Annotated in this window: 18 protein-coding genes; 5 read left to right on the forward strand and 13 right to left on the reverse strand. The window is 68.7% G+C overall.

What is annotated here, in order from left to right; all coding sequences use genetic code 11:
- Window positions 1-39 precede the first annotated feature (39 nt).
- The 7 genes from D7Y04_RS06960 to D7Y04_RS06990 form a co-directional block, all read right to left on the reverse strand.
- The gene (locus D7Y04_RS06960; protein WP_121758695.1) at window positions 40-1,713 is read right to left on the reverse strand and encodes a serine hydrolase; all 1,674 of its coding nucleotides are present in this window, start codon (window positions 1,711-1,713) and stop codon (window positions 40-42) included.
- A 170-nt stretch (window positions 1,714-1,883) separates the two neighbouring features.
- The gene (locus D7Y04_RS06965) at window positions 1,884-5,183 is read right to left on the reverse strand and encodes an Ig-like domain-containing protein (RefSeq protein WP_158627453.1); all 3,300 of its coding nucleotides are present in this window, start codon (window positions 5,181-5,183) and stop codon (window positions 1,884-1,886) included.
- A 98-nt stretch (window positions 5,184-5,281) separates the two neighbouring features.
- Entirely contained in the window at window positions 5,282-6,223 is a 942-nt protein-coding gene (locus tag D7Y04_RS06970; protein WP_121758697.1) for a DUF808 domain-containing protein, read from the reverse strand.
- Between the two features lie 89 nt (window positions 6,224-6,312).
- A complete protein-coding gene (locus D7Y04_RS06975; protein WP_121758698.1) occupies window positions 6,313-9,378 on the reverse strand; it encodes an ATP-binding protein in 3,066 nt (1,021 codons plus the stop codon).
- 110 nt (window positions 9,379-9,488) lie between these two features.
- On the reverse strand, window positions 9,489-9,893 hold the full coding sequence (locus tag D7Y04_RS06980; protein ID WP_120597867.1) for a DoxX family protein: 405 nt from the start codon (window positions 9,891-9,893) through the stop codon (window positions 9,489-9,491).
- A 100-nt stretch (window positions 9,894-9,993) separates the two neighbouring features.
- A complete protein-coding gene (locus tag D7Y04_RS06985; protein ID WP_147477055.1) occupies window positions 9,994-10,830 on the reverse strand; it encodes a hypothetical protein in 837 nt (278 codons plus the stop codon).
- 152 nt (window positions 10,831-10,982) lie between these two features.
- Window positions 10,983-12,038 carry a Gfo/Idh/MocA family protein gene (locus tag D7Y04_RS06990; protein ID WP_233601289.1) on the reverse strand — a complete coding sequence of 352 codons (1,056 nt, stop codon included), beginning with the start codon at window positions 12,036-12,038 and terminating at the stop codon, window positions 10,983-10,985.
- Between the two features lie 55 nt (window positions 12,039-12,093).
- On the opposite strand from D7Y04_RS06990, the gene rnhA reads away from it, so the two are divergent.
- Window positions 12,094-12,561, forward strand: a complete 468-nt coding sequence (gene rnhA / locus D7Y04_RS06995; RefSeq protein WP_121753537.1) for a ribonuclease HI — start codon at window positions 12,094-12,096, stop codon at window positions 12,559-12,561.
- A gap of 4 nt (window positions 12,562-12,565) precedes the next feature.
- Here the strand turns inward: rnhA and D7Y04_RS07000 are convergent, their stop codons facing one another.
- Both D7Y04_RS07000 and D7Y04_RS07005 read right to left on the reverse strand, forming a co-directional pair.
- Window positions 12,566-13,447: an ADP-ribosylglycohydrolase family protein gene (locus tag D7Y04_RS07000; RefSeq protein WP_199749628.1), complete on the reverse strand. Its 882-nt coding sequence runs from the start codon at window positions 13,445-13,447 to the stop codon at window positions 12,566-12,568.
- A 70-nt stretch (window positions 13,448-13,517) separates the two neighbouring features.
- A complete protein-coding gene (locus tag D7Y04_RS07005) occupies window positions 13,518-14,417 on the reverse strand; it encodes an aspartyl/asparaginyl beta-hydroxylase domain-containing protein (protein WP_121758701.1) in 900 nt (299 codons plus the stop codon).
- A 176-nt stretch (window positions 14,418-14,593) separates the two neighbouring features.
- On the opposite strand from D7Y04_RS07005, the gene D7Y04_RS07010 reads away from it, so the two are divergent.
- The gene (locus tag D7Y04_RS07010; protein WP_121758702.1) at window positions 14,594-15,145 is read left to right on the forward strand and encodes a hypothetical protein; all 552 of its coding nucleotides are present in this window, start codon (window positions 14,594-14,596) and stop codon (window positions 15,143-15,145) included.
- Window positions 15,146-15,221: 76 nt separating this feature from the next.
- A complete protein-coding gene (locus D7Y04_RS44360) occupies window positions 15,222-16,466 on the forward strand; it encodes a collagen-like protein (RefSeq protein WP_233601290.1) in 1,245 nt (414 codons plus the stop codon).
- A gap of 235 nt (window positions 16,467-16,701) precedes the next feature.
- Here D7Y04_RS44360 and D7Y04_RS07025 read toward each other — a convergent pair whose 3' ends face one another.
- The 3 genes from D7Y04_RS07025 to D7Y04_RS07035 all read right to left on the reverse strand — a co-directional run bounded on the left by D7Y04_RS07025 (window position 16,702) and on the right by D7Y04_RS07035 (window position 18,595).
- Window positions 16,702-17,253 (reverse strand): redoxin domain-containing protein, encoded by a 552-nt coding sequence (locus tag D7Y04_RS07025; protein ID WP_121758703.1) that lies wholly within the window; start codon window positions 17,251-17,253, stop codon window positions 16,702-16,704.
- On the reverse strand, window positions 17,253-17,840 hold the full coding sequence (locus tag D7Y04_RS07030; protein WP_121758704.1) for a protoglobin domain-containing protein: 588 nt from the start codon (window positions 17,838-17,840) through the stop codon (window positions 17,253-17,255). Before D7Y04_RS07030 ends, D7Y04_RS07025 begins: the two co-directional genes overlap by 1 nt.
- Window positions 17,841-17,935: 95 nt before the next feature.
- Window positions 17,936-18,595, reverse strand: a complete 660-nt coding sequence (locus D7Y04_RS07035) for a MarR family winged helix-turn-helix transcriptional regulator (RefSeq protein WP_120596494.1) — start codon at window positions 18,593-18,595, stop codon at window positions 17,936-17,938.
- 76 nt (window positions 18,596-18,671) lie between these two features.
- On the opposite strand from D7Y04_RS07035, the gene D7Y04_RS07040 reads away from it, so the two are divergent.
- On the forward strand, window positions 18,672-20,156 hold the full coding sequence (locus D7Y04_RS07040; protein WP_121758705.1) for a hypothetical protein: 1,485 nt from the start codon (window positions 18,672-18,674) through the stop codon (window positions 20,154-20,156).
- Window positions 20,157-20,283: 127 nt separating this feature from the next.
- On the forward strand, window positions 20,284-20,685 hold the full coding sequence (locus D7Y04_RS07045) for a hypothetical protein (RefSeq protein WP_121759304.1): 402 nt from the start codon (window positions 20,284-20,286) through the stop codon (window positions 20,683-20,685).
- Window positions 20,686-21,086: 401 nt separating this feature from the next.
- Here the strand turns inward: D7Y04_RS07045 and D7Y04_RS07050 are convergent, their stop codons facing one another.
- Window positions 21,087-23,129 carry an FG-GAP-like repeat-containing protein gene (locus D7Y04_RS07050; RefSeq protein WP_121758706.1) on the reverse strand — a complete coding sequence of 681 codons (2,043 nt, stop codon included), beginning with the start codon at window positions 23,127-23,129 and terminating at the stop codon, window positions 21,087-21,089.
- Window positions 23,130-23,382 lie beyond the last annotated feature (253 nt).

The following is a 23,382-nucleotide window of genomic DNA, read 5'->3' on the forward strand; positions in this document are numbered from 1 at the left end:
GTCGGCTGATGTTGAGCGGCTATCAACACGCCCCCAGGTTCAATTGCCTGCCGTCGAAGCCGCTCTCACCGCCTCCGCTCTCTCGAGCCGCTCCGCGCGGAACCGGCGCAGGCGGCGGTTGCTGATGGTCAACCCGTTGATTCCTCCGGAGGCCGCCCGCGTGAACGTGACCGCGCCGAGCGAGCCGACGAAGCGGTCTCCACCGACGGCCTCCAGCACCACCTCGTCCCGGCGGGGCCAGCGGATGGCCAGCTTCCCGTCCACGACGCGCACCGTGTAGATCATGTCGACCTCGTCGCTGCGGTACTGCCCCGCGAAGGTCGCCAACGCCGAAGCCACGGGCAGGGGCTCGGTCACGCGGATGAAGGGTCTCGTCGTCGGCCAGGCGTCCCGGATGCTCAGCGCTCGCGGGGGCGAGAAACGCCAGACGTGCATGGACTCGCCTGGACGGAACGCGCCATCGCCCATGGGTACGAAGGCGGTGGGCACGCCGACCTGGCGCAGCGCTCCGTCCTTGAACTCCAGCCGCACCACTTCATCCGTCAGGGGACTCCAGTAGTCGCCGGCCAGCGCCGACAGCTCTGCCTCAGCCATCTTCACGGCGGGCGGCAGCTCGTTCTTCATGTGCGCGCCCAGGTACACGTCGGCGACCTTCCGGGCGAGCACGCTGGCATCAATCAGGCCGCTGTTGCAGAGCGTGACAATGGCGACCCGCTGGGCGGGAAAGAGGAGGGACTCCGTGCGGTAGCCGCCGTCCATGCCGTCGTGGCTCACCATGTCCAGGCCGCGATACCCCATCAACCGGAGGCCGCCGCCGTAGCCCGTCGCGGTGCCATCGTTCAACCTGCCGGAGGTCCGCACCCTCGCGACCAGCGCCTGCCCACCGACGCGTGCGTCGAGCAGGTTCTGCTGCCACTTCAGCAGGTCGCCAATCGTGGAGAACAGGTTGCTCGCGCCATAGTGGTCGGAGTTGGAGACGCTGAGGCGCCAGCCACCGCCGTCGTGGGAGGTGTAGCCCCAGGCGCGCCGGGAGAAGAGCTCGGTGTGGTCCTCGCGGAAGAGGGTGTCGGTCATGCCGAGCGGCTTGAAGAGCCGCTCGTCGGTGAACGCTCGCAGCGATTGACCGGAGACGCGCCGCACCACGACCGCCAGCAACGTGTACGCGGCATTGCCATACAGGACCTCCGTGCCCGGTTCGAAGTTCACACCGCGTTGCCGGCTCAGCGCCCAGAGGACGTCTGCTTCGGTGGACACGTCATCACCGCGCCAGCCCGCCAGGTTCAGCAACTGTCCCTGCTCACGCAGCCCGTTGGTGTGATGCATCAGGTGCGCGAGCGTGACCGTCTTTGCATACGCGGGCAGCTCCGGCACGTACTTGCGGATGTCGTCGTCCAGCGAGAGCTTGCCCTCCTGCGCCAGCAGTCCAATCGAGAAGGCAGTGAATTGCTTGGAGATGGAGGCGATGGAGAAGACCGAACGCGGCGTGACCGGGGCGTCGTGCTCCAGGTCCGCCATGCCGTAGCCTCGCGCGTAGTCCAGCACGCCGTCGCGTGAGATGCCCACGGCACAGCCGGGCTGGGTCTTGCTGTTCCACTGCGAGAAGAGGGCATCCACCTGCTTGTGGCGGTCCTTGGGCAGGGGGTTCGCGGCCAGGGCGGGGGCACACATGAGCGCGGCGAACAGGAACGACGACACGAGCAGCTTGCGCGGCATGGAGCGCTTCCAGGGCAAGAGGTGAACGGGGGCACCCTGCCTGTGCTGACGCCACGCTGGGGGAGTGTTCAGCCGGTGGGGACTGGCTCGCGGCGAACGGGCACATCCGTGCGGCGAACGGGCCGCACGGCCGAGGAGCATGCCCATCCATGCTCCCCGGCTGCGTCAACTCACGGGTGACAGGTCCTGTATTGCGCCACGGTGGAGGAGGTGCTTACCGAGCAATACAGAAACTTGCTGGACGTGTTTCCCCACTTGTCCTTGGCGGTGACCGAGAACGGCAAGTCCGACTGGATGGAGCCAGTGCCCGGGATGTTCCACCACGCGGACCAGGGCGCCTGGGTGAGCGTGACGGAGAAGGCGGGTATCAGGAGCTGCGCGAGGGTGATGGACTGGATGCCACGAGGGTCGCTCGCGGGCTCCGCGGAGATGAGGTAGGAGCGGCCCGCGCCATAGACCGTGAGGTTGAGGGTGGGACCGGTGTTGTCCGCCGTCACGGTGCGCGTCTCCGGTGAGCTGGAGACCCCGTTGATGTCCGTGCATTGGAACAGCAGCGAGTAGTCACCGTCCGCGCGGCCCGTGGTGTCGACCACGAATTCATAGGGCGCGGTGGTGTCCATCTGGGTGACGACGCCTCCCTCGCGCAGCTCCACGTGGTGCACGCCCTCCGTATCCGTGCACTGCACGGTGAACTTCGGCTTCTTCGGCTGGGTGTCGTCCCGGGTGATGCCCGTGATGACCGGCGGGGTGAGGTCCTTGATGAACGCTGTCTGGAAGTTCGCCGTGTTGCCGCACTGGTCGCGAACGAGGGCCTGGAAGGTGTGCGTCCCCGCGGCCATCGCGTCCCCGAAGTCCAGCACGTAGGACGGTGTCGTGGGCTGCGCCACCAGCGTCCCGTCTACATACAGCGCATACGGATATTCGATGCCACAGCCATCCGCCGCGCTGACGGTCAGCCGCACCAGCGAGCCCGGCTGTGTCTTGGCGAAGCTCACCACCGGGGGCGTGGTGTCGAGCGGGGCCGCCCTGGACGTGGTGCCCTTGTTGCCGAAGGCGTCCGTCACCTCCACGGTGAGGTTGTGGGCCAGCGGATCCAGGGGCGTGTAGCTGGCCTGGTACGTCGTGGCTTCGTTCGTCCGCGTGGCGAAAACAAAGCCGTCCACCTTGAAGTCCACCCGCGCCACCGCGGAGCTGTCCGTCACGGAGACATTCACCTGGAACGGCGACTCGGTCCCCGCACCCACCGTCATCGTCACGCTGGGCGGCGTGTTGTCCACCTTCAAGGCGGCATGCTGGACGGCGGCGTTCATGTACGTGTCGTAGACCCGGATGAACACGTCATGGGTGCCATCCGTCCAGGTGGAGGTGTCCAGCTCCTGCTCATACGGCGGCACGAAGATGCCGTACATGAACTGTCCGTCGGCGCCGAAGTCCACGGAGAGGATTCCGGAGGGGTCGCTCGGGGTGACGGAGTAGCGGGGCTGCTTCGGCGAACCGGAGCGGAGGAAGGAGAAGCCAGGCGCCTGCTTGTCCATCGCGACCGTCACCGTCTTCGTGGCCAGGTTCCCCCAGAAGTCCCATGCCTGCAGTTGGATGGAGTGATTGCCATGGGCCAGCGCGGCGCCCGGCAGGACCTGCGTGAACGTCCATCCGGACAGCGTCTTGATCTGCGTGCCGCCGTCCACCACCAGCCGGGGCGCGGTGGTGTACTGCCCCGGCACTTCGGCGTCGGTGATGGTGCCGGTGCATTCGATGTCCTGGTTCACCTGCCGGCAGCTCAGCGTCGTCTGCGGAGGCACCGAGTCCGGCGCGTAGCCGACGTTGACGGCCGCGAACGCGCGCGCCACGGTCTTCATCCGGTTGCCGTTCAGCACGCCGTCCCGCGCGGTCGCCGCCGCGAGAGCCGCCTGGCGGGCCTGCACGTAGTCCGAATCCAGCGGCATCAACTGAACCGCCTGCCCCCAGATGCGCAGCGCTTCCGCGGGGCCCAGGCCGCTGAACCCCTCGGGCACCAGCCAGCAGTGCCACGGGCTCGTGGTCTGCGCGCTGCATCCATAAGCCAGCAGCAGGAACATCCGGCTCAGGGGGCCCCCGGAGTAGTGCTCGTCCGCCTGACCGATGGAGTCGAACCACTCCGGATACAGGGGCGCCAGGAGGCTGCGGGACGTGGTGCCCGTCTCCTCGCCCATGGTGAGGTTCGAGGGCTTCACCGCCACCCCATCGATGTTCGTCGACGACGTCCGCTTCGCGTCGCGCAGCAGCTCGGTGACGAAACCGAAGATGTCCCCCGTGCCCTCGTTCAGCCCGGCCCGCTCCGAATGCTCCGTTGGGACATCCGAGGGGTCGCCCGCCAGCTCCCGGCCGAAGAAGTCATGGGCCATCTCGTGGGCCACGATGTCTGTGGTCGTGAGCGAGGTCTTGAGATTATCGCTGAGGGAGCGGTAGCCGAACCGGAGCGTCGGATTGCGCAGCCCGGGGAGATAGAAGGCGTTCTCGGCGTTGGCGTGCACCTGGACGTCGAAGGGGGTGCCATCTCCCGTCGGGCCCGCGCGCCCCAGGAAGGTTTCGTAGACGGACCACGCCAGGCCCACGGCGTGGTAGGCGTCCACCGCCGCGGTCTCCCCGTTGGTTCCGAGCGTGCCTCCTCCGCTGTAGCGGAGCCCGTCACCCAGGATCAGGTCCGGGGTGTAATAGAGCTGCCAGGTGCCGCCTCGCCCCTGCGGGACAAAGGCGTAATAGTCATTGTTGTACACGTCCCGCAGCCGGGTGGCCCCGCCAAAGGTTTCGGAGAACACGGCCATGGTGACCGCTCCCGCGAAGTAACCCGTGCCCCGGGCCTTCTTGAACGTCCCCTGCACGCCCGTGTGTTCGAGCGGCTCCAGGCGCAGCACCTCTCCGCTGCGTGCATCCACCTGCGCGCTCCACTGCCGCGGCAGGTCCCCGCCCGTGCTGAGCTTGAGCCGGTAGATGAGCCGCAGGCCCGTCACCACCCGCTCGAAGTCCTCGGCGTTCCGGGGACCGGCGAAGCGCGGGGCGGCCGCGTCCTTCCGGAGCTGGCGCACCTCCGTGGGCAGGAGCACGAGCCGCGCGGACTCCACCTTCGCGGTGGCATCCTTCAGGGCCGCGAGCGCTGCGTCCCGGGCCTGGGCTTCCGTGAGCCGGGCCTCCGTCTCCACCGCACCCATGGGCTGGAACCGGGCGTTGGAGAAGAAGGTCTGGCCCAGCGCTGACTTCGCTTCCAGGCCCCAGACCGGCACGCCCCGGAAGTGGAGCGTCTGCCGCACCCCCTTCGCATCCGGTATCAGTGAGACATCCCGGAGGTCGAAGCCGCGCTCCGCGACCAGTTGCTCGGCCCGCGTCCGGGCCTGGGCCTGGGCCTGCGCGGGCTCCGGAGCGTCTTCCGACGACGTGGGACCACAGCTGAGACACAACAAGACAAGGCTGCCCCGCAGCCAGGAACGCATTTGCATGGAACTCCCCCTCTGCTGGACTCGTGAAGACATCCAACATCAGTGATTGCATGATTTGCTGCTTTCATGCAATCCCACCCATGGCGAGGGGGACCTTGCTACTTCTTCGCGCCGCGGCCCTTGAACAGCTTCTGACCCAGGGTGAAGAGCACCACCAGCAGGGCGCCAGCGCCCAGGCCCACGGCGGCGTTGAGCAGCATGGGGGCGAGCCCGCCCAGGACGCTGCCCACGCCCGGGACGCGCCCGGCCCAGGCGGTGAGGGACTCCTCCGCGTGGTGCAGGCCGGAGATGCCGTGCACGAGGATGCCGCCGCCCACCAGGAACATGGCCGCGGTGCCCGCCACGGAGAGGAACTTCATCAGCCACGGCGCCGCGCGGAGGATTCCCCTGCCCAGGCCCTGCGCGAAGCCACTGCTCTTGCGGCTGAGATACAGGCCCGCGTCGTCCAGCTTCACGATGCCCGCCACCAGCCCGTACACGCCCACCGTCATGATGAGGGCAATGCCCACCATCACCGAGACGCGGGTGGCGAAGTCCGCCGTCGCCACGGTGCCCAGCGTGATGGCGATGATCTCCGCGGAGAGGATGAAGTCCGTGCGCACCGCGCCCTTGATCTTGTCCTTCTCCAGGGCCACCCGGTCCAGGTTCGGGTCCTCCAGCGTCTTGCGCAGCTCGGCGTTGTGCGCCTCGTCCTCTTCCTTGCCGTGCAGGAGCTTGTGCGCCAGCTTCTCCGCGCCCTCGAAGCAGAGGAAGGCGCCGCCAATCATCAGCAGCGGGGTCACCAGCCAGGGCGCCAGCGCGCTGATGGCCAGCGCGGCCGGCACCAGGATGGCCTTGTTGACCAGCGAGCCCTTCGCCACCGCCCACACCACGGGCAGCTCGCGGTCCGCGTTCACGCCCGTCACCTGCTGCGCGTTGAGCGCCAGGTCGTCTCCCAGCACACCCGCCGTCTTCTTCGCCGCCACCTTCGTCAGGATGGAGACGTCATCCAGGATGGTGGCGATGTCGTCGATGAGCGCAATCAGGCTGCTGCCTGCCATGGATGTCTTCCGGGCTGGGGGGTGGGGACGTCACCCTGCTTCAGCGCGGATTAGCACAGCTGGACGAGCCGCGCTCCAGCGACGGCGGGTCACCCTCCCGGGTTCAGCTCCCACGGCAACACCGCGGTGAAGGTGGCGCCGCCGCCCTTCGTGGGCTCCAGGTGGATGCTTCCTCCGTGGGCCTCCGCGATGTGGCGGGCCATCCACAGCCCCAGCCCGAAGCCGCCATGGTGCTGGGTAGGGACGGCGCGCTCGAAGCGCCCGAAGACGCGCTCCTGGTCCTCCGGCCCGATGCCCGCGCCATGGTCCCGCACCGCCAGGCTCACCCGGCCCTCCGCGCGCGCCACGGTGACCTCCACGGGCTTGCCCGGCCCGAACTTGAGGGCGTTGTCCACGAGGCTGTCCAGGAGCTGCTCCAGCCTCGCGCCGTCATAGCTCCCCACCACCGGCAGGGGCGCCTCCAGGGTGAGGACGCAGTCCGCGCGCAGGGCCTTCTCCCGCGACCGCGCCACGACCGTGGCCGCGAGCTCCGCCAGGTCGACCTCCCGACGTGAGAGGTCCAGCGGTCCGGTGACGAACTCCGACACGTCGACCAACTGCTCCACCAAGCGCGACAGGCGCTGAAGGTGCTTCTGCGTCGTCCGCGCCTTGTGCTGGGTGGCTTCCAGGTTCGCGTCCGGAGCCTCGCTGTCCAGGCCTCGCACCAGGGACTGGATGCTGAGCGACAGGGCGCTCACGGGCGTGCGCAGCTCGTGGCTGGCGAGCCGCAGGAAGTCGTCCCGCGTCCGCACGGACTCGCGCAGCGAATCCTTCTCCACCTCGTTGCGGACCACCTCCCGGCGCACGCGGGCCATGTCCAGCTGGGTGCGCACCCGCACCAGTAGCTCGCGCGCGGAGAAGGGCTTCACCAGGTAGTCATCCGCGCCGCTTCGCAGGCCCTCCACCGTGGCCTCATCGCCCGCCCGCGCGGACAGCAGGATGATGGGGATGGCGCGCGTGCGTTCGTCGGCGCGCAGCTCCCGCACCAGGCCAAAGCCATCCAGCACCGGCATCATCACGTCGGAGAGGATGAGGTCCGGCGGCCGGACGCGCGCCTGCTCCAGCGCCTCCTGACCGTTCCTGGCGGCCTCCACGTGCGGGAAGACGTGCTTGAGCAGACCCGTGACGTAGGCGCGCAGGTCGGCGTTGTCGTCCACCAGGAGGATGCGGGACCGCGCGAGCTCCGCGGAGACCTCTGGCGAGAGCGACGCGGCCGCGGGTGGCGCCTCGAGGTCCGTGGCGCTGACGTCCATGGACCAGCGGCGCGCCTCCTCCACGAAGGGGATGGCGCCCGTAGGGACCGGCCCTGGCCGGAAGGTGCGCTCGACGCGCTCCGGGGGCAGGTGCTCCGTCCCGCGCGGCAGCCGCAGGGTGAAGGTGGTGCCCTTTCCCAGCTGGCTCGTCACCGCGACGCTGCCTCCATGCAGCTTCATCAGCTCCTGCACCAGCGCGAGTCCGATGCCCGTCCCCTCGTGGCTTCGGCCCTGGGTGACGCGGACGCGGTAGAAGCGCTCGAAGACGCGCGGGAGCTCTTCCTCGGGGATGCCCACCCCCGTGTCCTCCACGCGAAGGACGGCCTGCGCGTCCTCCCACTGGAGGCTCACGTGGATCTCCCCGTGGTAGGTGTATTTCACCGCGTTGGAGATGAGGTTGAGGACAACCTTCTCCCACATCTCCGGGTCGACGTAGAGGGGCTCGGGCAGGGGCGGACAGTCCACCACCAGCCGCAGGCCCGCGCTCTCCACCGCGGACTGGAAGGCGCTCGCGAGGTTCGTGGTGAAGACAGACAGGTCCACGGGCACGTAGCGGGCCTGGGCCCGTCCCGCCTCCATCCGGGAGAAGTCGAGCAGGGTGTTGACCATCTTGTAGAGCCGCAAGGCATTGCGGCGCACCAGCTCCAGCGGCTCTCCCTCCAACGACTTCGGCGTCCGCGCCAGCGCGTCCTCGATGGGGCCGAGGATGAGCGTGAGCGGTGTCCGGAACTCGTGGCTGACATTGCTGAAGAACGCTGTCTTGGCCGCGTCCAGCCGGGCCAGCTCCTCCGCCCGCTGCTTCTCCTGCTCATAGGCGCGGGCGCTGGCGATGCTGGCGCTGAGCTGTCGCGCCAGCAACTGCAGGAAGCCGCGGTACTCGTCGTCCAGCGCGCGCAGGGGGCTCAGACCGGCCACGAGCACCGCGGTGGTCTCCGTCTCCACGCCCATGGACACCGGGAGGACGAGCGCGCGCGTCGTGGGCTCGGGCCAGGGCCCGCCGGGAAGGGGCCCGAAGCGCTGGAGCAGGTCCTCGAGCAGCACTTCCTGCCCCCACTGCGTGACGCTCGAGAGCGGCCAGGAGGACGACGTGTCGTCCAACGCCAACGCGACGGGCGAGGCAGCCCCACCACGCTCCATGCCCGCGCAGCTGACCAGGCGTGCCTGCTCCGCCTTGACGACGTAGAGCAGCGCGAAGGGCACGTCGTACGCCGCCTGCGACAGCACCCCCTCCAGCGAGCGGAAGATGTCCTCGACCTTCTTGTCCAGGGCCATCCGGATGGACAGCTCCCGGAGGATTCCCAGCCGGCGGTCACCCACCACCTGCCGGGTCGTCTCACTCGCGATGGCGAAGAGGCCGGCAATCTCTCCCGACTCGCCGATGGTCGGGTTGTAGGACCAGGTGAAGTAGGACTCCTCCCGCAGGCCCCCGGGGCGGCGCGCGAAGTTGACGTTCCCGTCTTCGATGTAGATGGGCTCGCCCGTGTCCTGGGCGCGCTTCATCAGCGGCCCCAGCTGCGCCCACTCCTCGACGAGCGCCTCGTTTCCGCGCGCGCCCAGCGTCTGGGGATGCTTCGCCCCCAGGATGGGCCGGAACGGGTCGTTGTAGAGCATGCGCAGCTCGGGACCCCAGAAGAGGATGATGGGGTAGGGCGAGCGCAGCATCGTGCTGACGGAGGTCCGCAGGGACTGGGGCCAGTGCTCGAGCGGGCCGAGCGAATTGCTGGACCAGTCATGGGCCCGCATCAGGGCGCCCATCTCGCCGCCGTGCTGGATGAAGGGCTCCTCCTGGCCCTCGCGGTGAGGGGTGTCCTTCACCTCGGGGTCGCTGGGAGCTGGCGCGCGCGAGTAGGTCGAGGAGCTCATCGAGCGCGTTCGTTATCACACGGCCCCGTGGCCGGGCGGGGCGTGTGGGAGGAAGGTTGACCCCTCGACGCAGGCCTTGGAGGGCAAGCGGCCGGCCATCCCGAGGGCGGCTACGTCCGGGAATTGCCCCGGCGGGCGGCGTCGACGCTCCAGATGCCGGAGCCGTGCGCGGCGATGTAGAAGAAAACGAAGCAGTAGAGCGCCGCGAGCTCGCCCTGGTTCTGGATGGGGATGAGGTTGCCTCCGTTGGGGATGACGTGCCCCATGAAGAAGGCGAACGCCATGGTGCCGCTGGAGATGAACGCCGCGGGCCCGGCGAACAGGCCGAGCGCCACGAGCAGGCCGCCCAGGAACTCGATGCCTCCCGCGCCGTAGACGACAAACGGCGGCGCCCCGGCGGGCACCCCGCCGAACATGCCGAAGAGCTTCTGCATGCCGTGCAGCATGAACATCAGCCCCGCGGCGATGCGGAGCAGTGCGTAGATGCGTTCAGCGTGGGGCCGCAGGAATCCCATGGTGTTCTCCGAGCGTGTGCCGGGGGATGGAAGGTCCCGGCACGCGCCCGTGAACCATAATGGCGGGCCCGTGTCCACGCTGGGCACGGGCCCGGGAACCTCACTTGCTGCTCTGGACCACGGTCTCGTCGACGATGGTGAGCGCGTCCACCGAGCCCGTCATCCCGATGTGCGTGAAGGCGCTGTAGGGATAGGCGCCGTCATCGAGCTGCTCCACGAACTCGATTTCATCGCCCATCACCTGCTTGCCGTCCTCCAGGGTCACCGTGAACGGGCCTTCCTGGAAGCGCACGCGCCAGATGCAGGCACCCACGCGGCCCACGCCCGTGGTCACGCCGAACCCCTCCACGCCGAAGTACAGGTCCGGGTGACGCTGGCGGTCCATGTAGTCCCAGAGCTCCACGCTGCTCCACCGCCACCAGTTGTGCGGAAGCATCATGGCCGTCGGCTCGCCCTGGTATCGCACGTTGATGGTGTAGGCGGAGCCGCCGGGGCTCCCCGTGAACGTGGGCAGCAGCCGCATCCCGGCTTCGGGGTTGCTCGGATCCGGGGCCAGCGACAGCGTGCTGATGACCTGGTCCTCGTTCCGGCCGAAGTACTGCACGCCTTCGTGGCTGGCGCCGAAATCCACGATGGACCGCTGCCGCCAGCTCTCCGCGCGACCCATGAGCCCCACGACGCCGTCCTGGCCCACCTTGTTCATGCCGGTGACCACCAGGCCCTTGTCGGTGGACTCCACCTTCGCGGTGCCCGTGGCGCAGTGGGTGATGCCGTCGAAGCGCTTCACACAGTCCTGCGAGGCCGCCATGACCTCCTGCGACGTGGAGGCGGTCTTGGCCTCCTCCTGTGTGGGCTCTCCCTGGCAGCCCGCGAACACTCCCATCAACGTGGCCGTCAGCAGCCGGCCCATGAACATGCCTGCGCGCGTCATTGACATCCATTCCTCCTCGGGGTGGACAGCGGAGGCCAGATGTCTGCAATGGACAGACCACGGCGCCCAACCGAGACAGTCGCTCGGATGGCAATGATTGTCGTACGGCGGCTGTGACTGTTCAGGTCACAGGAAAGCTTGTTTTGTGGCGTTTGCGGCTATTCCCGACGCGCCCCGTCACGATTGACGCCGAGCTGGTTTCGCGCCGCGTCGATGGTTTCGAGCAACGCGATGCTGCGTTCGAGCGGATGCAGCGGCGACTCGGTGCGGCCTTCGGCGATGTGCAGCGCGACCGCGGCCGCCTGCCAGGCGAGGCCCTCGCTGCCGTGGATGCCGGACGGGTCGGTCCAGCGCAGCCGCTGGTCCGACCTGGCTGCCTTCAGCGTGAAGCCGCCGGGGGTGAAGAAGCGCGAGTCGATCTGGAGGCGCGCGTGCGTCCCCGCGATGACGGCCTCCTGGGGTGTCTCCGCGAAGAGGGTGGTGTGCAGCAGCGCCTGCGCGCCCGTGGGCCAGGTGAGGACGAGGGCCGCCTGTCCGTCCACGCCTGTCTGGGTGAGGGTGCCCGTGGCGTGGATGTGCGGCGGTGGGCCGAGCACGAGGTGCGCGAGCCAGATGGGATAGATGCCGATGTCCAGCAGCGCGCCACCGCCGAGCGCGGGATTGAAGACGCGGCCTTCGGGGTCGAAGTCGAAGCAGCCTCCGAAGTCCGCCATGACGAGCCGGATGTCGCCGAGCACTCCGTCGTGCAGCAGCCGTTCGATGAGCAGGGTTTGGGGGAGGAAGCGCGACCACAGGGCCTCCATGGCGAAGACGCCCGCGGCGCGAGCGGCCTGGGCGATGTCGCGGGCCTCGGAGGCGTCGAGCGCGAGTGGCTTCTCCACGAGGACGTGCTTGCCGGCGGCGATGGCGAGCAACGCCTGTCGCTTGTGTTCGCTGTGGGGAGACGCGACGTAGACGATGTCGACGTCGGGGTCGGCGACGAGCTGCTCGTAGGACTCGTGGACGCGCGGGACGCCGTACTGCGCGGCGAAGCGCCCGGCGCGCTCGGGGTCACGCGAGGCCACCGCGTGGACGCGCTGGTCGGTGTGCCGGTGCAGGGCCCAGACGAAGCCCCCGGCGATCCGCCCCGGCGCGAGCACGCCCCAGCGCAGCACGCGCCCTCCGCGCAAGGGGATGGGTTCGACGTGGGGGAGGGTGGAGGGGAAGGCGCTCACGAACCCAACTCTAGCCGCGGGACGCCGGATGCGGATGGAGTAGGGTGCGCGTCCGATGTCGCTCCCGCTCGTGCATATCTACTGCGATGGCGCCTGTTCGCCGAACCCCGGCCTGGGCGGCTGGGGTGCCATCCTCATCGCGACCGAACGCCAGGGCTACCGCAAGGAGCTCCAGGGCTCGGAGGCGGACTCCACCAACAACCGGATGGAGTTGACCGCGGCGCTCGTCGCGCTGAAGGCCCTGAAGATGCCGTGCCGCGTCCAGGTGTTCACCGACTCGAAGTACGTGTGCAACGCCTTCGCGGAGAAGTGGCTGGACACGTGGCAGGGCAATGGCTGGCGCACGTCGGGCAAGAAGGCCGTGTCCAACGCGGACCTGTGGCGCGAGTTGCTGGAAGCCGTTCGCGCTCATGAGGTGACGTGGCACTGGGTGCGGGGCCACTCGGATGACGTGGAGAACAACCGCGCGGATGCGCTGGCCGTGGCGGCCCGACTGGAGCTGGCGGCACGGCTCGGACGGTAGGGGTCTACACGCGCCGGCGCAGGGGCTCCCGCGCGGCGAGCCACGTCGCGGGAATGGATGACCGCCCCGCGCTCAGGGCGACGATTCCCCCCACCATGGCGCAGGTGGTGTCCCGGTCTCCGAAGCCGGCCACGGTGCACCAGAGGGCTTCCTCGAAGGAGTCCAGGTGCCTTGCCGCGCACCACACGGCGAAGGGCACGGTGTCCTCGGCGAGAACCTTCTGTCCGCTGCCCAGCGTGCGCGCCGCCGAGGAGGGGCTGGTGTCCCGCGGCCACGCTCGCGCCTTCTCCAGTCCCTGGCGCGTGGCTCCGGCGGGCGTGAAGTCCAGCACCGTGTCGAAGAGCTCCATCGCGGAGCCGCGCGTCTGGGGCCACTGGCAGGCCCACGCGGCGGCGACCGCGATGGCGATGGCACCCGCCTGTCCCTCCGGGTGCATGTGCGTCACCTCCGCCGACGCGCGCGCTTCCGCCACCACCCGGCTCATGTCTCCCGCGAAGTACGCCCCCAGGGGCGCCACGCGCATGGCCGCTCCGTTGCCCATGGAGCCCTGGCCCTCGAAGACCTCCGAGGACACCTCACGCCAGGGCAGCCCGAGCCCCAGCTTCCACAGGATGTCGTGCGCGGTGCCGCCATAGCCGCGGTTCTTGTCGCGGCGGTAGCGCTTCGCGAAGAGGTTCGCGAGCGCGTCCGGGTCGACGTGGCCATGGTCTTCCAGCACCTGGACAATGGACAGCGTCATCTCCGTGTCGTCGGTGTAGCCCCAGGGTGCTCGCGGAAGGATCCGCTGCTCTACCCAGGGCTGCACGAGCTCGTGCGGGCCGAAGAACCGCTCGCCAAAGGCATCTCCCACGGACACGCCGTCCAGTGAAACGAGCGCACGAGTCATTCGTGTAGTGACGTCCTGGGGCGATGTCCGCGCGACCATGGTGCCTCCTGTCGACCTCCGAGTGGGGGCGCTACCCGCGCCAGAAGCGGCGCACCTGGGCGTCCGTGCGTTCCTGTTCTGCGAAGCGGACGAGGAGGGGCTCGGACATGGCTTCCGGCACGCGCAGTTGGGCGAGCATCGCGCGGACCTCGAACTTGCGCGTGAGGCCGAGCAGGGCCTCTCGCTCGGGCTGGGTGAGGCCGGGGTGCCAGCAGTCGGCGATGAGCACCACGCGGCGCTCGGTGCCCCGGTTCCAGGTCTCGTGCTCGAAGGAGTCGTGGAAGGTGAGCGCGCGGCCCGGCTGCCAGTGCCGGCTCTCCGCGCCCACGCGGATGCCACAGCCCTCCGGCACCTTGAGCCCCAGGTGCAGTCTCATCCGGAATCCGTCCCACGAGCAGTGCGGCGTCAGCGTGGTGCCGGGCGCGTGCGAGGAGAACAGCACGTCCGCCAGCGGGAAGTCGGTGCACTCGCCGTCCAGCGACCGCACCGCGGCGGCCGTCTCCTCCATGGCGAGCTGGGGCCAGAAGAGCCGGTCGGTGCGCTCGCCGCCGAAGTAGATGGGGTGCACGGACCAGTGGCCCGTGCCGACGATGCCGGAGTCGTAGTGCAGCAGGTCCGCGTTCTCCAGCCGCTCCATGTCTCGCGTCACTGCCGCCAGGCAGCCCTCCAGCGCCTTCGCGGCCGGAGGCGGCGGGTCGCGCCACGGGTGCTCATCCAGTCCGGGGAACGGCGGGAAGATGGTGGGGGACTGTTCAGGCCTGGCGGGAGGCGCGGGCACCTGGCCCATGAGCATGCGCAGGTAGTGCTTCAGCCGCTCCAGCTCCGGCCCCGCGCCGAGGACCGCGTCGACGTAGCCGCCCTGCCGGGCCAGGTCGACGATGCGCTGGCGCACCTGCGCGGTGATTTCCTGGGGCGATGTCTGCGCGACCATGGTGCGGTGCCTCCGATGGGGAGGCGCAAGCCATAGCCCGGCGGCGAATGCAGCGTCCAGGGGTGGCGCTGACCCTTGCGCGGATGACCCGGTCCCTCCTCGGACACGCCCCGGGAATAATTCCGGACGCGGGCGTAACCGCAGGGCAACGACCATTCATTGAGAGGTTTCACACCATGAAGCGACTGTCCCTGTTCGCGGCACTGACCCTCCTGTTGACGACCCCGGCCTGCGGTCCCGCCGATGAGATGGATTCCGAAACCGGGTTTGAGACCGAGCAGGTGGAGCAGGCGGCGACGCAATCCGCGGGCTCCACGTCGGAGGAGTTTCCGCCCATCCACTGCGGCAACCGGATGGTGGCCTTCTCGCTGGGGTGTACGGGCACCGGCTGCGACAACGTGTCCATGAACTGCCGGGACATTCCCTCCAACGCCGGGTATGGCAGCAAGAGCTGGACGCGGTCGTTCTCCGAGGAGACCACGACGCCGACCCTCTGTCCCTCGGGGTACTGGGCGACGGGCGTGTCCTGCACGGGAAGCTTCTGCGACAACGTCTCACTGGAGTGTACGAACATCACCGGGCGCACCGCGACGGACTGCTACTGGTCCAGCTGGATCTCCGACGAGACCGCCCCCTTCCAGGCCCCCGAGGAGTACTTCATCCGGGGCGCGAAGTGCCGGGGCTGGTATTGCGATGACATCAGCCTCTACTACTGCAAGATGGGCTGAGTGACGGCGGACCCATTCCAACGCCACCGCGCGAGCGGACAGACTGTGCTCCTTCAGGTCCGAAGGGGAGCTGTTCTTGAATCTTCCGTCTGTCCGCCGTGCGCTGTTGCCGTGGGTATTGTTCGTGTCCGCCTGCAAGGGTGAGGGCACCGTGGGGGCTCAAGGGCCTCAAGGGCTCCAGGGGGAAACGGGGCCCGCGGGAGCCCAGGGGCCTCGCGGTGAAGTCGGGCCCGCGGGAGCGCAAGGTCTTCAGGGGGAAACGGGTCCCGCGGGGGCGCCGGGCGGCTCCGGGACGGACAGGCTGCTGGCCGCGCGCGTGCGGATCATCCCGCTGGAAGCCACCGCGCTGGAGTCCGGCGCCGCGCTCCGGGCCGCCGTGGACGCGGTGCCTTCCGACGGTTCTCAGACGTGGGTGCTGAAGCTCGGCGCCGGCACCTACGACCTGGGGACGACGGGCCTGGTGCTGAAGCGGGGCGTGTTCCTGGAGGGCAGCGGCGTGGGCGTGTCTCGCATCACGTCCTCCACTGCCGGGGATGGCTCGGTGGTGGGCGCCTCCGGCGCGGGGCTGCGCCTGCTCTCCGTGAGCAACACGGGCGGTGGGGCGCGGTCGGTGGCGATCTTCAACAGGGATGACGGCTTCGCGGTGAGCGAAGTCCGGGCGGAGGCGCTCGCGGGCCAATCCCTTACCTTTGGCGTGTACTACCAGTCCGCCAATGGCATCACGTTGTCGCGCGTCGAATCCCAGGCGTCGTCGGACCGGGGCCGGGTGATGGGGTTCGCGTTCGACCAGGTGGGCATCACGCTGGAGGACTCCAAGGCCGTCGTCCAGGGCACCGCGAGCGCGGTGGAGTCTGTGATTGGCGTGGGCGTGGCCGGAAACTTCGGCATCCTGCGCCGCGTGTTCATCAATGCCAGCGCGACGAACGGCGCCCGGAGCTTCGGCGTGGAGGCGGCGGCCCAGGACGTGGACATCGTGGACTCGGAGGTCTTCAGCGGAGGCGCCACGCTGTCCGCGGCCCTGCACGCGGAGACGCCCGGAGTGTCCGTGCGCTCCAGCCGCCTGAAGGGGAACGGCACGGGGGCCTTCGGCGTCTACGCGGACTTCCCGGCACCGACGCCCGGGGTCCGCATGGGCATCGACCAGTCCTCCATCGAAGGCTACGAAACGGCCGTGTACCTCAAGGCGGGGAGCACGGCGCGGCTGGGCCACGCGAAGCTCTACGGCGGGGTCTTCGTGGAGCAGGGCGCGAGCGCCTTGTGCCTGTTCACCTTCCAGACCGTGCAGCAGGACACCCTGCCCGTGGACTCCAACTGCCTGTGACGAGTCCCCGGAGGGGCGTATCCCGGCCCGCGATGATGAAGGGGGCCCAGGAGTAGGGATGGGGCCGGTGCCAGCGCGGTGATGATCATCCCCATGAGCTACTGGAAGCTCAGTGACGCCGAAATCGTCAGCCACTTCGACACGGTGGCCAAGGCCATCTCGATCTGAGCCATTGGCGAACCGTCATCCTCGCCGCGGGTGTCCTGCTCGCGGCGAGGAGGCTGGCCGGCGGCGGTCAGTCCGCAGGCACTGTGCAGCCGGTGTCGTCACAAGCCCCCTGTATCGCAGGCCGCTGCACACCGGACACAGGACCCGCCTGGGCCTCGAGCAGCAGGGTTTGCAGTTCGGCGCCCAGGAGCAGGTCGTCGTGCATCCCGAAGACCTGCCGGCGAAGACGTCCCTGCGCGTCGATGAGAACCGTCGTCGGCGTTCCCTGCATGGCGTACGCCCTCATGGTGCGCGGGATGGGGTCGCCGCCTTCGCCCGGTGCATCCACGCCCACCGGGAACTTCACCCGGTACTCGTGAAGGAACGCCCGGAGGGACTCGAGCTTCATGGCTTCGTGGTGCTCGAAGACCGTGTGCAGCCCGACCACGACGAGCGGCGCGCCCGCGAAGACTTCAGCGACGCGCTGGGCCTGCGGAATGCCCCGGGCGACGCAGCCCGGGCAGAGCATCTGGAAGGCGTGGAGGAGGATGACCTTGCCGCAGAGTCGCTCCAGGGTGAGCGGCTCTGGCGTATTGAGCCAGTCGGTGGTCCGCCAGGCCGGTGCGGGGCGCGGAGTCATCAGAAGTCCCCATCCTTGACGTAGGGGTGGGCCCAGAGCGTCACCTGCAACAGGCAGGACTTCACCCACGCCGCATGCATCTTCTCGACGTCCTCCGCGGAGTGGCCCTGCTCGGCCAGGAAGGGGCGCAGGGTGAAGGTCACCGGGAAGATGAGCGCGAACAGGTTGCGGAAGGGCACGAGGTCCGTCGAAGGGGCTCCGTCGGTCTTGTTCTTCCGGGCCCGGTGATGGCGCAGGCCAATCTCGTGCTGGTAGTCGAGCCAGGCCTGGTCATACCCGGCGCTCGACGTATCGAGGATCCACTGGGCGAAGCGCTTGCGGACGGAGGTGAGGTAGTCACCCAGGGGCTTGCCGTCTGTCTTTCCGCTGAACGAGGCGAGCAGGTGCGGCTGACTCCCGACAAACCCATACCAGACGTCGAGGATGGCCTCGGTCCGCTCCTTCACGATGTCGTGCGACATGCGGAGGGCCTTCACGTCCTCATCGCCGAACAGGACGCTGGCCTTCATCTGCTCGAAGTCGTTGAGGGATACCGGCGAGCGCGAAACGGACGCGGTGCCGTGGGTATAGCCGGGGATGTTGCTCATGGTGTCTTCTCCTTCAGGGAGCAGAGCTCCGCCGTTGCCGTCGGCCGGGGTGGCCGCGGAAAGCCGTGTTCATTCGTGTCTGAGACGCAGGAACGTCAGCCGCGACGCATGAACTGCTCCCAGACCTCGCGTCGCGCGGACTCCGCCGCGAGCTCGTGTTCCGGGCAGTCGAGGCGCAGTTGCTCACTCGACAGGGGCGCGTCCACGAAGGCGCAGTGATGCGGAGACGCGCCCGGGCGCACGTTCGGCCTGAAGTGCGTACAGGTCACGCACATGCCGGTGACCGGGACGAGCGCCTGCTCCTGAAGCATCCGGATCATCTTGACGATGCCGGCGAAGAACGCGCGCTGTTCCTCCGGGGAGAGGTCCGCGACCGCGTCCGCCATGAACTCCGGCCAGGAACGCGCGCGGGCCCCGAGTGATGCGCCCGTGGCCGTGGGGGTCAGGAGGCTGGCGCGCGGGTGCCTCGGGTCCGCGGAGCGGGTCACGAGCGCCTTCTCGACGAGGACGCGGACGGAGTCGCTGATGGTGGGAAGCGTCACGCCGAGGCGCTCGCTCAACTCCTTGCCGGTGAGGGGCCCGTTCGCGACCAGCGTGGCGAGGATCTGCCCCTGCGTGGCGGACAGGCCCGCTCCATTCGCCTGCTGCCACGACTGCTGCTTCATCGCGAGCCCGATCTTGTGGAGCCCGGTCGCGATGCGCGCGGAGATGGGTTCGCTGTTCTCGTCGAAGTATCCCGGTCGCTTCCCAGTCATGCATTTGATCTAAGTTAGGAGTCCTAAGTTGTCAAGGCGACCGGGTGGACCGTTCGTGTGGCAGAGTCCCCCCGCTTTGCATCCCTTCGCGTTCACCCGCCGGTTCCGGGCCTGGCACCTCGTGCTCGGAGCCTTGTTCGTCTACACCGTGGTCTGCGTCTGGAGCGCCTTCCGGGGTGGGGTGTTCGCGTTCCACGACCTCGCGCTCCTGAACGACCTGTTCTCGAACGCGGTGCACCGGGGCCGGCCCTTCTGGGTGACGGACGGGGGCTTCAACCACCTCACGGTGCACTTCACCCCGACGCTGCTGTTGCTCACGCCGCTGTTCCTGCTCAGCGACTCACAGTTCCTGTTCATCCTGTTGGGGCTGGTGGCGCTGTACGCGGCGGTCGCGCTCCAGGTCTGGTTCTTCGAGCGCATGGTCGAGGAAAAGGAGCTGCTTCCCGCCGCCTGGAGGCCGTGGGCCTCCGTCGCCTTCACGCTGTACCTGGCGCTCAATCCGTTCGTGAAGACGGTCGCGCTCTCCGCGCACTTCGAGGTGTTCTTCCAACTGGGCTCCACGGCGGTGCTCGTAATGCTCCTGCGCGGGGCGCGGATGCGGTGGATCGTGCCCACGGCGCTGCTTGCGTTGGGCGTGCGTCCGGATGGAGGCCTGTTCCTCGCGTTCCAGTCGGCGGCATTACTGCTGCTGCCTGCCGTGGCCCGTCCGCCGCGTGCGGTGCTCACGCGCAGGGCGCTCGGGGTGTCCGCGTTGGCGTTTGGCTACCTCGCGCTTTGTGTCGCGGTGGTGCTGCCGGCGCTAGGGACACCGTCGGGCACGCGGTTCTGGTCGCACTACGGCAGCACGTGGGGGCAGGTTGCCTTCACCGCGCTGGGCGATCCCGGCAGGGTGGTGCACGACGTGTCTACCAGCGGGCTGGTGGTCTTCCAGCGCAGCTTCTGGTGGATGCAACTGCTCTCGCCCGCGGCAACGCTGGTCAGCACGATTCCGGGCACCTTCTTCTTCATGGCGGATGCGCCGGACAAGCGCCTCCTCTGGTTCTACAACTCCGCCTTCCTGCTGCCCGGGCTGGGCGTGTGCGCGGCGGCTGGCTTTGGATGGCTCGCGGAGGTGTGGAAGGGCGTGCTCGCGCGCGGACGGGTCCCTGCCTGGGCCGCGAAGGTGCCCGCGCTGCTGCTCGCCGTGCTCGCGATTCTCCAGGTCGCGCGCTTCGACCGGACCATCGGGTCTCCGCCGCTGCGGCCCATGCCTCCGGTGGATGGCGACTTCCGCGAGGCGTTCGCGCGTCAGGTCCAGAAGTGTGCCTCATGGCGCGCGGTGGCCACGGACTTCCGCTCCATCGTCTTCGTGCCCAACGGCTACGACCGTTTCCTCCTGCACCACTATGAGCGGGCGCAGGTCGTGCTCGTGCCTCCGCGCGTGGACACGCTCCTCCTGGGAGCGGAATCCCGGGAGGCGTTGCTCGACACGCTCCAAGGGGATTCCCGGTTCGAAGAGGTGGCGGACCCAGGCCCGGTTCGCGTCTTCGTCCGGAAGGATGCGCGCGGCTGCGGTTCGTAATGCGGTTCGTGGAAAGGTGATGATGGGGGCCATGACGCTCCGGACCGCGCTCGCCTTCAGTTCCTCGCGCCTCCGCAGCAGGCGCGGTGGACGGAGGGGGCACATCCGAGGTCCAATCACGGCCGTCATGACCCCAGACGAAGTGCAGAGAACCTTGGCGGACTCGGAGTTGGTGCCGTGCGCGGAGGTGTCACTCGCGGACGCCCGGAGAATGGTGGAGGGCTTCCTGGATGCGGACGTCCCCGCCCTCGTCCACCGTGAGGCGTGCAGCAAGGTCGGCTGCTCTCCGAAGTTCCAGGTGCTGGTGCGGCCCGAGGATGGGCCCCGGGTGGCCGCCCTGCTCCAGCAGGGATGGCTGGAGACGGTGCGCCGCGAGGGTCTGATGCCAGAGGGGGCGGCTCCCCGCCTGATGCCCTCCGCCCCGTCAGAAGCGACCGAGGAAGAGGGAGAGCCTCCCTGCCCGGCCTGCGGAACAGCCGCCGCTCTGGTGTCGGGCGCCTGCAGCGACTGCGGCCTCCAACTCGAGTAGGCGTCAGACGGGCTCAGGCGTGTGCCGGGGGGCGGGATTCGAACCCGCTGACACGGCGATAGGAAAACCCAGGCAGGACACGCTGTGACCCGCTATCGCCTTGATCTCACGTCGGTTCGTTGTGCCGCCCTATCCCGTTACGCCCCGTCTTGTCCCGTTCTCCTCCCTGCTGGAGGGACACACTGGGGGCACATGCGGCCCCACAGAGTCAATCCGCTCACGGATGCGAGCGGCGAGCGAGTTGGGGCGCGGCCTGTTGGCCCCACGTTGTGCCGAGCACGCCGCGTGGTCTTGCACCCGTTCGGTGCGCCGCGCGCGAAGCACGCGGCGCACCGATTCTCCTACCGAGACCGCGCTGAAATCAGGGCACACCGCCCCATGGCGGTATCGCGGACAGCTGCTCAGAGTCCGTTGGGGACCACGGTCACGGTGCCGGAGCCCCTGTTGGTCAGGATGAGATCGGCGTACCCATCCGCGTCCATGTCCGCGGTGGCGATGGCGTTGAGGCCAGGCGAGGCGCCGGTCGTGACGACGGTGCCCGAGGTGAAGCCTCCGGTGCCGTTGCCGGTCATCGGGCGGACGCCGCCCGAGGCCGTTGTAACGAGGATGTAGGCGTCGAGCTTGCCATCGCCGTTGAAGTCATCGGCCACGACACCCAGCGCCGAGTTGGCGGCCGTCGTGGGCGCGGCGACGGACTGAACGCCGCTCGCGAAGGTGCCGTTGCCGTTCCCCTTGAAGAAGAAGAGAAACCGGCCGGCCGCGCCGTTCGAGAGGATGTCGAGCGTGCCGTCGCCGTCGGCGTCACCGAAGGCGATGCCCGCCGTCTGGCCGCTTGCGGAGTTGCTGTAGGCGACGGGAGCGGCGAACGAGCCATCGCCCTGGTTGATGAGGACCGACAGGCGTGCGCTGGCGGGGCTCGTCACCACGAGATCGGAGAAGCCATCGCTGTTCAGGTCACGGCAGGCGATGGTCGACTGCACGCCACCGGTGTTCGGGATGCCGATGAACGTGGGCGCGCCGAAGCTGCCCGCGCCGGTGCCGAAGAGCACGCTCACCTGGCTCAGGGTCACGCTCGTCGTGGCGATGTCAGCCACCCCGTCGTGATCGAAGTCCCCGGAGCAGAGGTGGACGGAGCCCGGGGTGCCGGTGGTGAAGCTCGTCGGCGCGCCGAACGTCCCGGGCGCGCTCGGGCCCAGGTTCTTGTAGACGCTGATGTTTCCGTTGATGAGGAGCAGGTTGGTCTGGCCGTTGACGGTGACGGCGTCGAGCCACCCGTCGCCGTCCACGTCCACGGCCACGACCGCGTTGCTGGAGAGCGAGGCGCCCCCGTAGTTGACCTCCGACTGGACGCTGGCGTCGCCGTTCCCCAGGAAAACGGAGAGCGAGCCAGAGGGGAACAGGATCGCCCCGGATTCGGCGTTGGCAACCAGGATGTCGGGCTTGCCGTCGCCATTCACATCGGCGACCGCCGGGGCTAGCGGGTTGTGGTTCGCGGGGGAGCTGATCGGCGTGCCGGGGACCTGGCCGGTGGGGGCGTTCTGGCAGGCGCCGTTCGTGCAGACCTGGCCCGTTGAGCACACGATGCCGCAGGCGCCGCAGTTGCCGGCGTTGCTCTGGAGGTTCACCTCGCAGCCGTCGGACGAGTTCCCGTTGCAGTCCCCGAGGGTGCCGGAGCAAGCCTGGCAGTTGGTTCCCTCATAGGTGGGCGCGCACTCGCAGGTGTAGCTACCCACGCCGTCGATACAGGTGCCACCGTTCAGGCAGGGGCCCGTGGCGCACTCGTTGACGTCGGCGCAGGTCACGCCGTTGCCCTCGTACCCCGCGTTGCAGGCGCAGGTGAAGGAGCCCCCGGTGTTGGTGCAGGTGGCGTTGTCGTCGCAGTTGTCGGTACCGGCGGCGCACTCGTTGACGTCGGCGCAGGTCACGCCGTTGCCCTCGTACCCCGCATTGCAGGCGCAGGTGAAGGAGCCCACGGTGTTGGTGCAGGTGGCGTTTTCGTTGCAGTTGTCGGTGCCGGCGGCGCACTCGTTGACGTCGACGCAGGTGCCGCTCTGGCACGTGAGGCCGTCGCAACAGGGGACCGTGGCGTCGCACGGCGCGTTCACGGACAGGCAGCCCTGGCCGCTGCACGTCGGGTCGTAGAGCGGCGAGGTCGGGTCGAGGCTGGTGACGTAGTCGCCGTTGTGAGCGCTGTGCGCGTTGATACACGCCTGCTCGCTAACACGGACGATCGTGTAGGGATGACTCTTCGAGCTGGTCTTGTGGCAGATCTGGACCTTCCCGTTGACCTCGAAGTAATCGCACTGCTCGGCGGTGAGGGCGGAGTCGGCCGAACCGACGTACGCGTCATTGTCTCCGACGGAGATCGGGCTGCAACCGCCGATGAGGCCGAGCAAACCGGCCCCCATGAACATGACGAGGAGCGAAATTGATTTGTGTTTCATTGAGATTCCCCCTGAAAGGACGCACCACGGCCTCGCGACGGCTTGCGCGGAGCTCGCGGGCACCCAAGCTGGACTGTCGTTGAGCGCGGGCCGTCCCTGTTCACCCGCAGTGAAGATCTATAACGCCCGTTGGCGACCTATCAATTGCCAATTCATGACCGCGGTTGGATTCCTGCCGATTCGGCACAATGCCCGTAGTTTTCGCACAGCTCAATCCATGGCGGGTCCGCGCGAGGCCGCGAGGGTCTCTTCG

Origin of the sequence: Corallococcus sp. AB038B, assembly GCF_003668955.1 — a bacterium.
Lineage (GTDB): Bacteria > Myxococcota > Myxococcia > Myxococcales > Myxococcaceae > Corallococcus > Corallococcus exiguus.